Here is a 12,173-nt window from a genome sequence, read left to right on the forward strand (position 1 = left end):
CTTGCGCCCGATCGCTTCAGGAGTTTTCATCGTGACCACCGCTCTGACTCTCGACGTGCAAGCCCAGCGGCTCGACTTCAAGGCGCCGTTCCGTATTTCAGGTTATGTGTTCGAGGGGCTGGACTGTGTGGTCGCGACTCTGTCGGATGGCACGCATAGCGGGCGTGGTGAAGGCGACGGCGTCTATTATCTGGACGACCGCCAGCCCCATATGCTGGCCGAACTGGAACGGGTCCGCGCTGCGATAGAGGCTGGGCCGACCCGCGAAGAGCTGCGCGCGATCCTGCCGGCCGGCGGCGCGCGCAATGCGGTCGATGCCGCCTTGTGGGAACTGGAGGCGAAGCGCAGCGGCACGCCGGTTTGGGCGCTGGCCGGGCTGGAGGCACCAAAACCGGTCGTCACCACCTTCACGCTGGGTGCCGACGATCCGGCGAAGATGGCGGAGGCTGCGGTCGCCTTCGGCTCGGTCCGTGCGATCAAGATCAAGCTGACCGGTGACCTCGACCTCGACATCGCCCGCGTGGCCGCGATCCGCGCCGGGCGGCCGGATGTGTGGCTGGGCGTCGATGCCAATCAGGGTTTCGCGATCAACGAGTTGGACAGTTTGGTGGCCGCAATGGTCACCGCCAACGTCTCCCTGATCGAGCAGCCTCTCGCGCGCGGGCGGGAGGCCGATCTGGACGGCTATCGGTCGCCCATCCCGCTGGCGGCGGACGAAAGCGCGCTGACGCTGGATGACGTGCCGGGGCTGGTCGGCCGGTTCGACGTGGTCAATATCAAACTCGACAAATGCGGCGGCCTGACCGAGGGGTTGATGATCGCCGCGGCGGCGAAAGCGGCCGGCCTGGGTGTCATGGTGGGCAATATGGGCGGCTCCACGCTCAGCATGGCACCCAGTTTCCTGCTGGGGCAGCTATGCGATATTTGCGACCTGGACGGCCCGATTTTCCTGAGCGGGGATCGTGATCCCGCCATCCGCTACGAAGACGGCATGGCCTGGTGCGACGAGCGCATGTGGGGCCGGCAAAGCCCGGATGCGACATGAGCGTCGCCGGAGTTCTTAGTCAGTGAAGCCTGTGCATGATGCGCGCAGTTGGTTCGGCCAGCCGCCGGGACTGACCATCTTGTTCCTCACCAACATGTGGGAGCAATTTTCCTATTTCGGCATGCGGGCGCTGCTCGTCTACTACATGACCCGGCAACTGATGCTGGGGCAGGGACAGGCCTCCTTCGTCTATGGCGCCTACACCGCCTGCGCCTATTTCACGCCGATCGTCGGCGGGGTGGTCGCGGATCGCTGGCTGGGCAAGCGCCGCGCCGTTGCGATCGGCGCCTCGATCATGGCGGCGGGCCATTTTATGATGGCGTTCGAGCCGCTCTTCTATCTTGCGCTCGGTACGATTGCGCTGGGCAACGGCCTGTTCCTGCCCAGCCTGCCGAGCCAGATCAACGACCTGTACGCGCCGGGCGATCCCCGGCGCGGCTGGGCCTATAATGTCTATTATGTCGGCATCAATATCGGCGGCTTCCTGGCGCCGCTGATCTGCGGGACGTTGGGCGAAGTCTATGGCTGGCATTATGGTTTCGGCGCTGCCGGGATCGGCATGTTCGCTGGCCTTGCCATCTATCTTTTGGGGCAGAAGCATTTGCCGGTCGAGCGGATGTCACCATCTATGGTCGATACAGCAGCGCCAGCGCCAGCGGCGCATAACCGCCAACTCTGGCTGGTGCTGGCGGCGGTGGGGCTGTGCGTCACCATATTTCGTGGTGCCTATGAGCAGGTCGGCAATACGGTCGCGCTCTGGGCCGGCAGCGGGGTGGATCGCACCTTTGGAAGCCTCACCATTCCCATGACTTGGTTCCAGTCATTGAACCCACTGCTGGTCATGCTGCTCACGCCGCCCTTGCTGGCGCTGTGGCGGCGACGGGCCGAGGCGGGGCGCGACACCGCGCCCGCGCGGCGGATGGCGCATGGCGCGCTGCTCGTCGCTCTCGCCTATGTCCTGCTCGCGCTCGTCGCCTGGCAGTCCGGGGACAGGCAGGCGCCCTGGCTCTGGCTCGCCCTCTTCTTCCTTGTCTTCACCGTGGGAGAATTGTTCATCCTGCCTTCGGGTCTTGGGCTCTTCGCCCGCCTCGCGCCACCCCGGCTGGGCGCGACCACCGTGGCAGCCTGGTACCTCACCATCTTCGCTGGCAGCCTGAGCGCGGGTCTGGTTGGTACGTTGTGGAGCCATATGGCGCATGGCAGCTATTTCTCGTTGCTCGCTGCACTTGCCTGCCTCGCCGCTTTCCTGCTCCGGCTGCTCGATCCGGCCATTCGTCGCATCGACCAGAGCCGGAGTGATAAATAGGTTGATTATTCTCTAATCAGGATCATAATGTCCTTATTAGCAAAAATGGAAATGAGATATGACGATGCAGTCTGGCGGGTTTGATCTGGGAACGTTGATCCTGCCCCGCCCCTATCTCCTGTTTTTGGGCGACGCGACCGAGCGTGGTTTCGCCAAGACGGCGCTTGGGTTGGCGGACTGGGCGCCGGACCTGTGCATCGGCGAATATGGCCTGCCCGGCTGCACGGTGATCGCCGGCCTGCCGCAACTGACACCGACGCAGGCGAAGGAAAAAGGCGCCCGTGCCCTTGTCATCGGCGTAGCCAATGTCGGCGGCGTCATTCCTGATCACTGGATGGACGCGCTGGTCGAGGCGCTGGAACAGGGCTTCGATCTGGTCAGCGGCATGCACGCCAAACTGGCCAGTTTCCCACGGCTGGCTCATGTGGCGGCGCAGACAGGGGGGCGGTTGATCGACATACGCACGCCCCCGCCCGGCATCCCGATCGCCACCGGACGCAAGCGCAGCGGTAAACGGTTGTTGACCGTCGGCACCGATTGCGCGCTGGGCAAGAAATATACGGCCCTGTCCATTGCCGATGGCCTCAAGGCACGCGGCGTGAATGCCGATTTCCGCGCCAGTGGCCAGACCGGTATCATGATCGCGGGATCGGGCATGCCGATGGATTCGGTGGTATCCGATTTCCTTGCCGGCGCGGCCGAGATACTCAGTCCCGATGCATCAGAGGAACATTGGGACGTGATCGAGGGGCAAGGATCTCTATTCCATCCCGCTTATGCCACGGTATCGCTGGGCCTGCTGCACGGCAGTCAGCCGGACGTCTTCGTCGTCTGCCATGAGGTTGGCCGGACGGACATATTGGGCGTCAGCGGCTACAGCCTGCCTTCCATCGCGCAGGTGATCGAACAGACCATCGCCATGGGACGTCTGACCAATCCGGCAATCCGCTGCGCGGGTATCAGTCTCAATACGGCGTCGCTCGATGCCGCAGGCGCCGCTGCGGAGATCGACCGCCTGTCAGCCGAACTCGGCTATCCCGTCGCCGATCCGATCCGGCGCGGTCCGGCCTTCGACCGGCTGCTAGACGCCTGCCTCGCATGAGCGGCGCGGGGGGAGAGAAGGGAGCAAGCTGGTTCCAGCGCTTCCTGCTGCCCGGCTTCGCACTGAAGGCGGTCATCATCGGCGGCGGCTATGCCACCGGGCGCGAACTGGCGGAATTCTTCCTGCCGAGCGGGCCATGGGGTGGCCTTGCCGGCATGATTCTGGCGATGCTGATCTGGAGCATCGTCGCCGCCGTCACCTTCCTCTTCGCCCGGATGGTCGGCGCGCGCGACTATCGCAGCTTTTTCGAGGCGTTGCTGGGCCGCGCCTGGTTCATCTTCGAAATCGGCTATCTGCTCTTCATCATCCTGATCCTCGCCGTGTTCGGTGCAGCGGCCGGCGCCATAGCGCAGGCGGCATTTGGCGCGCCGCCGATCCTGGGCACGCTGGCGCTGATGGCGGGCATTGGCCTGTTCGCCACCTTCGGCAATGCGTCGGTAGAGCAACTGTTCAAATGGGTGTCCTTCCTGCTTTATGGCGTTTATTCGTTGTTCCTGATCCTGGCGCTCGTCGGCTTCGGCGACCGGATCGGAGCGGGTTTTGCGGTGCCTGCTGCAACGGATGGCTGGGCGCTGGGCGGCCTCACTTATGCCGGCTACAATATCATCGGCGCCGTCGTGATCCTGCCAGTCCTGCGACATATGACGTCGGATCGCGATGCGCTGGTCGCGGGCCTGATTGCCGGACCGCTCGCCATGGCGCCGGCCATCGCCTTCTTCGTCTGCATGATCGCCTTCTATCCGGGCATTGCGCAGGAAGTGCTGCCGTCCGATTTCCTGCTCGGCCAGTTGGGCAGCCCGGCCTTCCATCTCCTCTTCCAGTTGATGATCTTCGCGGCCTTGCTGGAAAGCGGCACCGGTGCGGTCCACGCGGTCAATGAACGCATCGCCAAGGCATGGCATATTCGGCGCGGTGCGGTGCTGGGCAATCCGGCGCGCCTCGGCATCGCCCTGTTCATCCTGACCGGCTGCATGCTGGTCGCCGACCGTGTCGGTCTGGTCGCCCTGATCGCCACCGGCTATCGCGCACTCGCCTATATTTTCCTCACTGTCTATGTCCTGCCGCTGCTGACGATCGGTCTTGTCCGATTGGTGAGGCGGCGGTCCACACGCCAAGCGGAGGCTGCATGAAGCGCCTGTTGATTGCTCTCGCCGTCACATCCACGTCGGTCTATGCCGCACCGCCTGCCGATTTCGACGTCCGTGTCGAAGCATTGCGCAAAGCAGCCGGCGTGCCCGGTGTCGGTGTCGCCATTGTGGAGCAGGGCCAGACTGTTCTGGCGAGGGGCTACGGCGTCAAGCGGCTGGGCTCTGCTGACCCGGTGACGCCGCACACGCTGTTCGCGACCGGATCGACCGGCAAGGCGGTGACGGCGGCGGCGCTCGCGACCCTGGTGGATCAGGGCAAGATCGGCTGGGACGACAAGGTGATCGACCATCTGCCCGGCTTCCAGATGTGGGATAGCTGGGTCACGCGCGAAATGACGATCCGCGACCTGCTGGTCCATCGCTCCGGTCTGGGGCTGGGGGCCGGCGATCTGCTGTTCGTGCCGCGCAGCAACCTGTCGCGCGCGGAGGCGGTGCGGCGCCTGCGCTATATCAAGCCTGCGACCAGCTTCCGCAGCGGCTATGCTTATGACAATATCCTCTACATGGTTGCGGGCCGCCTGATCGAGACGGTCACGGGCCAGACATGGGAAGCCTATGTGAAGGACCATATCTTCAAGGTCGCGGGAATGACGGATTCGGTCAGCGACGATCCCGATCGTTTCGCCACTCCTGACCGCGCCCAGCCCCATGCCCGCATGAATGGCGGCCTACGCGGGGCCGGCGATCAGGAAGTGCTGGACGAACGGGACGGTCTGGCGCGTAACGCCGCGCCAGCGGGCGGGCTGGCGGTCAGCCCGGTCGACATGGGCAAGTGGCTGGCGCTGCAACTGGCTAAGGGTAAGCTGCCCGACGGTGGGCAGCTCTACAGCACGACGCAGGCGGAGCAGATGTGGCGCCCCGCTACGCTGATGCCGATCGCGCCCAGGCCGCCCGAACTGGCGCTGACCCAGCCCAAATTCCTCAGCTATGCGTTGGGCTGGCAAGTGCAGGACTATCGCGGTGCGAAGATCCTGCAACATGGCGGCGCGGTGTTTGGTTTCCAGACCATGGTCGTGCTGATGCCCGAACAGGATGTCGGCTTCGCGATCGAGATCAACAGCGAGGATGGCGAACTGGTACAGGGGCTCGTCTATGAGCTGCTCGACCATTATCTCGGCCTGCCGGCGCAGGACTGGCCAGCGACGTTCCGCGCGTTCAAGGCGAAGAAGATCGCCGAAGGCCTCGCCGCCTTTAAGGCGAAGGCCGCCGTTCCGGTCAAATCCGCGCCCTCGCTACCGCTCGCCCGTTATGCCGGCGCCTATCGCGATCCCTGGTATGGCGACATCGTCGTTGGACAGGACCGGCAGGGGCTGACCATCGACTTTCGCTCTACGCCGCGCATGGGCGGGCGGCTGGCCCATTTCCAATATGACAGCTTCCTGACCCGTTTCGACGACAAGACGATCGAGCCGGCCTATGTCAGCTTCGGCCTGGATGCGGACGGCAAGGTGGAGCGGGTGACGATGAAGCCGGCCTCGCCCATTGCCGACTTCAGCTATGACTATCAGGATCTGCTGTTCACGCCGGTCAAGCCGTAAGGCGCGGCTTCAGCCCTTGCGCGGCGCGCGCTTCTTGACCTCGTCCTTGGTCACATGGTGATGCGCGTCGTGCATCAGGTTGGACAAATCCTCTTCCGCGCTGGACATGACGCCGATGGTCAATGTTTCCTTGAAGCCCGGCGCGCAGACATAGGCGTGCCCCATGCCTGAATCGATATAGATGGACTCGCCGGCCTTCAGCTCGATCGGGTCGTAAAATTCCGTGTGGACGATGATCGCGCCTTCCACGACATAGATGAATTCCTCACCGGAATGGCGAACCAACTGGCCGAATTCCTCGATCGTCTGGGCATGGATGCGGGTGACGACCGGCACCATCCGTTTCTGCCGCAATTCGGTGCAGAGATAATAATATTCATAATTGGATGTATCGACGCGCACGGCATTGTCGATCGTCCCGACGCTGCGCCGGCCCATGATCGCCGTGGGCTGGGCGGTATCGGCCTCCACGAACAGGTCGGCGATGCTGATGTTCAGCCGTTCGCTCAGTTGCAGCAGCTTGTCATAGGTCAGCGACAGCCGGTCATGCTCCACCTTCGACAAAGTAGACACCGGAATGCCGCAGCGCTGGCTCATTTCCTTCAGCGTCCAGCCATTGCGGGTGCGCAGGTCCGTGATCACCGCGCCCAGGGTCCGTCGACCGCCTGCCATTCAATTCGCTCCTGTATTACCCTGCGCGAACGGACCATCATGTCCTGTTCGGAAACCCCGCCATAATCTAGCATTGCCGCGCCGGGATACGCAATGCGTCGCCCTGTTCCCTATCGTTTACCCGGCCGTGGCAATGGTCGAACGCGCTTTGCCTTACGACGATCCATTCGACCATCGAAAAATATGTCCTGATAGGAAAATTTGTTTTGCCGGACGGCTGGTGGGCTGATGGCTCCATTTTCAGGCGCAAGACAGGATGGAAAATCTATGCTAATCGGGAAAATCGTGTCCATCTGTCGGGCACAAGGACAAGCATAAGCGGAAACGGATGGCAGTTACTCCCAGGCCCGGTGTCGACAATAATCCCGGCGCGTTTCTGCGAGAATTCCGCCTTGCCCATGGCCTCACCCTGGCGGAAGCGAGCCGGAAGACTGGCTTGCCCGTATCGACCCTGTCCAAGGTCGAAACAGGCAAGATGTCGCTCAGCTACGAGAAACTGGTGAAGGTCAGCAGTGGCCTTGGCATCGACATCGCGCAACTGTTTTCGGGCGCTGCGGCTGCCGCGCCAGTGGCGCAGATGCCGACTGGTCGTCGCAGTATCACGCTGGCGGGGGACGGGCCGACCATCCGCACGGCCGCCTATGATTATAGCTATCCCTCTGCCGACCTGCTGAACAAGCAGTTGAACCCGATGATTCTGGATGTCGGTGCCCGCTCGATCGACGAGTTCGGTGCATTGATGCGCCATCCCGGAGAGGAATATGCCTTCGTGATCGAGGGGCAGTGCGAATTTCACAGCGATATCTATGCCCCGTCACTGTTGAAGACGGGCGATTCCATCTATTTCGACGCCTCCATGGGCCATGCCTATGTCGCAGTGGGCGAAGGGCCGTGCCGCGTGCTCTGCGTCTGTTCGGCCAAGGATGCCGAACTCAAATCGACCCTGCATCCGATTGGCGCTGACCAGGCGTAAAATACTCCATTTCTGCCTTTTTTCCGGGCCGATCGGCGCAGGAGCAGAGATGTGTCCGCTCTATTGACAATTTGACTTGTCTGTTGTCAGATTAGAAAAAATTTCCATAATGGAAATTTTCGCGTCTTTCGGGACGGTAATCGACATAAGGGGGCGGCATGCGCGCATTGTGCAAAGGGATCGGCATGGCCATCATGGCCTGGGCGGGGCAGGGCATAGCCCAGCCGCCCGTCGCTCCACCGGTCACAACGACCACCCCGATCGTGCAATCCGTCGTCCACAGCCTCGACAAGGCCGATGTGGATGCCTGGCTCGACGGCTTCATGCCCTATGCCTTGCAGCGTGGCGATGCTGCCGGCGCCGTGGTGGTCGTAGTCAGGGACGGGCAAATCCTGACACAACGCGGTTTCGGCTATGCCGACGTCGCGAGCCGTCGACCGGTCGATCCGGATAAAACCCTGTTCCGTCAGGCGTCCATTTCGAAACTCGTCACCTGGACCGCCGTGATGCAGATGGTGGAGCAAGGGAAGATCGACCTTGATCGCGACGTGAACGCCTATCTGGATTTCAAGATTCCCGATCGCTTCGGCAAGCCGGTCACGATGCGCAACCTCATGACCCATCGCGGCGGGTTCGAAGAGGTGCAGCGCGGCCTCAACAGCTACGATATCAAAGACATCCCGCCGCTCGACGTCGCGTTGAAGCGTCAGATCCCGGCGCGGATCTTCCCGCCCGGTACGACCCCGGCCTATTCCAACTATGGCACGACTTTGGCCGCCTATATCGTCCAGCGCGTGTCGGGCGAACCGTTCGATGCCTATGCGCAGAGGCATATTTTCGCGCCGGCGGGGATGGTGCGCTCCAGCCTCAGCCAGCGCCTGCCCGCCAGCCTACAGGCGCTGGTGGCAAGCGGCTATGGGCGGGGGTCGGGCAAGCCGACACGGCTGGAACTCAACAGCTTCTGGCCCGCCGGCGGCATGAGCGCATCGGGTGCAGATATGGGCCGCTTCATGATCGCCCATCTGGCCGATGGCGGCGCGCTGCTGCGCCCCGACACGGCGCACCGGATGCACGACACGATCCTGAAGTCGATCCCCGCGCTTAACGGTATGGCGCTCGGCTTTTACGAACAGAATATTAATGGCCGTCGTGCGCTTTCCCATGCCGGCGACACGCTGACCTTTCATAGCCAGCTCTGGCTGCTGCCAGGCGAGAAGGTCGGCCTCTACATGTCGATGAACGCGGCCGGTACGGACAAGCTGTCCGGCGCGATCCGCAGCCATTTGTTCGATGCCTTCGCGGATCGCTATTTTCCCTCCGACCGCAAGGAGGAAGACCGCGTCGATGAAAAGACGGCGCGTGCCCATGCGCGCATGATGGTCGGCACCTATAACAAGACGCGGCGGTTGGAGACGAGCTTCCTGAAAGCGATGGAAGTGGTGGGCGGCCAGTTCAGCATCGGGCTGGACGCGCAGGGCGGCCTGCTGTTCAAGGCATCGCCGGCATTGGGTGGCCAGCCCCGGCAATGGATCGAGGTTGCGCCCTTCGTCTGGCGCGATCGCGACGGGCCTATGCGCCTCGCCGCGCAAGTGGAAAATGGCAGGGTGGTGCGCTTCGGCCTCGACAGTTCGTCCCCCTACATGCTGTTCGAGCCGGTGCCCTGGTATCTGTCCACAAGTTGGATCAGCCCGGCGTTGCTCGCCAGTCTGGCCGCCTTGGCCGTCACGTTCCTGTCCTGGCCCGTCGTTGCGCTGATACGCCGCCGCTATGCAGTCCGCCCGGTGCAAAGCGTTGCGCAATGGCGCGTCTATCGGCTGTCGCGTACGTTCGCAGGATTGGCCGCTGTCCTGCTGGTCAGCTGGCTGTTGTTCGTGAGCAAGCTGGTCAGCGATTTCTCGTCCATGAACGGGGAACTCGACTGGGCGCTCATCACGCTGCAAGTCGCGACGCCGCTGATCCTGCTGGGCCTGTTGTGTACCACGCTTTGCTACGCAGTGCTGAGCTGGCGGCGGCCCGGCATGCGATTTGCGAAAATCTGGAGCCTTGTCCTTGTAGCCAGTGCTGCACTGCTGTTGTGGGTGGGGGGCGCTTTCCACCTGATCGCATGGGGGCATAATTTCTGATTGGAGAATTATTTGCTTGAAATTCTCCTAATGGAAAAATACTATGAAGTCACATCAACGGTGCAGGGCATGGAACGGGATTCGCCATACAGGCGTCCGGCATGCCCGCCTCCACTGACAGGTGAGACAGGTGTTTCTTCAGACAATCGACCATGCCGCTGGCGCCGATGCGCGCCTTCAATCGCTGCCCCAGCCCTATCTGCTGTTCCTGGGTGACACGGCGGAGGCCGGTTTTGCCAAGACCGCCTTTGGCCTGCGTGACTGGGCAGCGGACAAATGCACTGGCGAATATGCACTGCCGGGCGCAACCGTCAGTACCGGGCTGCCGGCCTTAAACCCAGTGCAGGCGCATCGGGCCGGCGCCCGTTCGCTGCTGATCGGCGTCGCCAACAGCGGTGGCGTGCTGGCCGATAATTGGTTGCCGGCGCTGGTCGAGGCGCTGGAGGCTGGGCTGGATATCGTCAGCGGTCTGCATATGCGCCTGTCGGAATCGCCGGTCCTGACAGAGGCGGCGGCGCGGCTCGGTCGCCGGCTGATCGACGTGCGTCATCCGCCCCGCGATATTCCGGTCGGCACCGGGCGCAAGCGCAGCGGCAAGCGGCTGCTGACCGTCGGCACCGACTGCGCGCTGGGCAAGAAATATACTGCCCTCGCCGTCGCGCGCGCCTTTGCCGACCGGGGCATCGCCAACGACTTTCGCGCTACCGGCCAGACCGGCATCATGATTGCGGGCGGCGGCGTGCCGATGGATGCGGTCGTCTCCGATTTCGAGGCGGGCGCGGCCGAGATGCTCAGCCCTGATGCCGCGCCCGATCATTGGGATGTGATCGAGGGGCAGGGATCGCTCTTCCACCCTGCTTATGCCGCCGTGTCGATGGGCCTGCTCCATGGCAGCCAGCCCGATTGCATCATCGTCTGCCACCACCCCGGACGCATGGAGATGCTGGGCACGCCCGGCTATGCCCTGCCTAGCGTGGAGGAGGTGATCGACCTCAACCTGCGCATCGGATCGCGCACCAATGCCGCCATTCGCTGTGCCGGCCTGTCCTTCAACACCGCGCATCTGGGCGAAGCAGAGGCGTTTGCTCTGATGGAGGCGGAAAGCCAGCGGCTGGGCATGCCGGTTGCCGATCCGATCCGCGGGGGAGCCGCCTTCAACCGGCTGATCGACCGCTGCCTCGCATGACGATAGCGGCGCCATCCCACCCCGGCAGGGGTAAGCGCATCAGGCGTTGGGCCGTGCGCATCCTGCTCGGCTTGCTGGCGCTGGTCCTGTTGCTGGTCGTGGCCGGCGCGCTTTATGAAGGCTGGAGCCGACATCAAGCCAGGCGCCTGTATCCGCCGCCGGGCCGGCTGGTCGATATTGGCGGGCGCCGCATCCATATCGACTGTCGCGGCGCCGGGTCGCCAACCGTCATCCTCGAATCCGGTCTGGGTTCGGGCGGATCGGTCGACTGGGCGCGCGTCCATGATGCGCTGGCCCGCCATAGCCGCACCTGCGCCTATGACCGGGCCGGCATCATGTGGAGCGACCCCAAGCCCGGCCCGCAAAATGCCGCTGCCGTGGCGGACGATCTTCATGCCACCCTCGCGGCCGCCGGCATCAGCGGTCCGCTGGTGCTGGTGGGCCATTCGGTCGGCGGCCCCTACACCCGCGTCTATGCCGGCCGCTATGGCAATCAGGTTGCGGGGCTGGTCATGGTCGATGCGTCCCACCCCGATCAGGTTGCACGCTTCGGGCAAGTGGTGAAGGCCAATGTCGATCCGGGCAAGGCCGCCGGTATCGTCCGCATCGCCAACGCCTTGTCCTGGACCGGCCTCGTCCGCCTGATGACCAACGGCCAGATGCCCAACCTGCCGCCGGAAGCGGGCGCGAAGATCGGCGCCTATACCAGCCATTCGATCGGCGGCGCGCTCAGCGAATTGCAGGGCTTCAACCGCACCATGGATCAGGCGCGCACCGTGCACAGCTTCGGTGATCGCCCACTGATCGTGCTGACTGCCATGGCGCCCTACACGCCCGCGCAATTGAAGAGCCTCGATCTCTCGCCGCAGGATGGTGCGCGTATGAAGCAGGTCTGGCAGGCGCTGCACAGCGACATGGCCGCTATGTCGACCCATGGCAGCCAGCAGATCGTGCCGGATTCCGGCCATTATATCCAGATCGACCGGCCCGATGTCGTGATCGCGGCGGTCGATCGGGTCGTCGATGCCGTGCGCGTCAGGCAAGCGCAGCAATCAGGCCGCCACATAGGGGAGAAATGAA

The 12,173-nt window shown here is 63.5% G+C and carries 10 protein-coding genes; 9 read left to right on the forward strand and 1 reads right to left on the reverse strand.

Annotation, left to right across the window (positions count from 1 at the left end; genetic code table 11):
- Positions 1 to 31: 31 nt before the first annotated feature.
- From RQH62_RS05425 to RQH62_RS05445, 5 genes are read left to right on the forward strand one after another with little or no spacing between them, the layout of a single operon-like run.
- On the forward strand, positions 32 to 1,045 hold the full coding sequence (locus tag RQH62_RS05425) for a dipeptide epimerase (protein ID WP_311267726.1): 1,014 nt from the start codon (positions 32 to 34) through the stop codon (positions 1,043 to 1,045).
- 22 nt (positions 1,046 to 1,067) lie between these two features.
- Positions 1,068 to 2,351 carry a peptide MFS transporter gene (locus RQH62_RS05430; protein ID WP_311267727.1) on the forward strand — a complete coding sequence of 428 codons (1,284 nt, stop codon included), beginning with the start codon at positions 1,068 to 1,070 and terminating at the stop codon, positions 2,349 to 2,351.
- A gap of 58 nt (positions 2,352 to 2,409) precedes the next feature.
- On the forward strand, positions 2,410 to 3,453 hold the full coding sequence (locus RQH62_RS05435) for a DUF1611 domain-containing protein (RefSeq protein WP_311267728.1): 1,044 nt from the start codon (positions 2,410 to 2,412) through the stop codon (positions 3,451 to 3,453).
- A complete protein-coding gene (locus RQH62_RS05440) occupies positions 3,450 to 4,583 on the forward strand; it encodes a hypothetical protein (RefSeq protein WP_311267729.1) in 1,134 nt (377 codons plus the stop codon). The genes RQH62_RS05435 and RQH62_RS05440 overlap by 4 nt, the downstream gene beginning before the upstream one ends.
- The gene (locus RQH62_RS05445; protein WP_311267730.1) at positions 4,580 to 6,139 is read left to right on the forward strand and encodes a serine hydrolase; all 1,560 of its coding nucleotides are present in this window, start codon (positions 4,580 to 4,582) and stop codon (positions 6,137 to 6,139) included. The genes RQH62_RS05440 and RQH62_RS05445 overlap by 4 nt, the downstream gene beginning before the upstream one ends.
- 9 nt (positions 6,140 to 6,148) lie before the next feature.
- On the opposite strand, the gene RQH62_RS05450 is transcribed toward RQH62_RS05445, so the two are convergent.
- Positions 6,149 to 6,811 (reverse strand): XRE family transcriptional regulator, encoded by a 663-nt coding sequence (locus RQH62_RS05450; protein ID WP_311267731.1) that lies wholly within the window; start codon positions 6,809 to 6,811, stop codon positions 6,149 to 6,151.
- 328 nt (positions 6,812 to 7,139) lie between these two features.
- On the opposite strand from RQH62_RS05450, the gene RQH62_RS05455 reads away from it, so the two are divergent.
- The 4 genes from RQH62_RS05455 to RQH62_RS05470 all read left to right on the forward strand — a co-directional run bounded on the left by RQH62_RS05455 (position 7,140) and on the right by RQH62_RS05470 (position 12,172).
- Positions 7,140 to 7,784: an XRE family transcriptional regulator gene (locus tag RQH62_RS05455; RefSeq protein WP_311267732.1), complete on the forward strand. Its 645-nt coding sequence runs from the start codon at positions 7,140 to 7,142 to the stop codon at positions 7,782 to 7,784.
- 158 nt (positions 7,785 to 7,942) lie between these two features.
- Entirely contained in the window at positions 7,943 to 9,907 is a 1,965-nt protein-coding gene (locus RQH62_RS05460; RefSeq protein WP_311267733.1) for a serine hydrolase domain-containing protein, read from the forward strand.
- A 130-nt stretch (positions 9,908 to 10,037) separates the two neighbouring features.
- Positions 10,038 to 11,093, forward strand: coding sequence for a DUF1611 domain-containing protein (locus RQH62_RS05465; protein ID WP_311267734.1), 1,056 nt, complete (start codon positions 10,038 to 10,040; stop codon positions 11,091 to 11,093).
- A 53-nt stretch (positions 11,094 to 11,146) separates the two neighbouring features.
- Positions 11,147 to 12,172, forward strand: coding sequence for an alpha/beta hydrolase (locus tag RQH62_RS05470; protein ID WP_311267735.1), 1,026 nt, complete (start codon positions 11,147 to 11,149; stop codon positions 12,170 to 12,172).
- Position 12,173: the final 1 nt, after the last annotated feature.

This window comes from Sphingobium sp. WCS2017Hpa-17 (genome assembly GCF_031843765.1).
Taxonomy (GTDB): domain Bacteria; phylum Pseudomonadota; class Alphaproteobacteria; order Sphingomonadales; family Sphingomonadaceae; genus Sphingobium.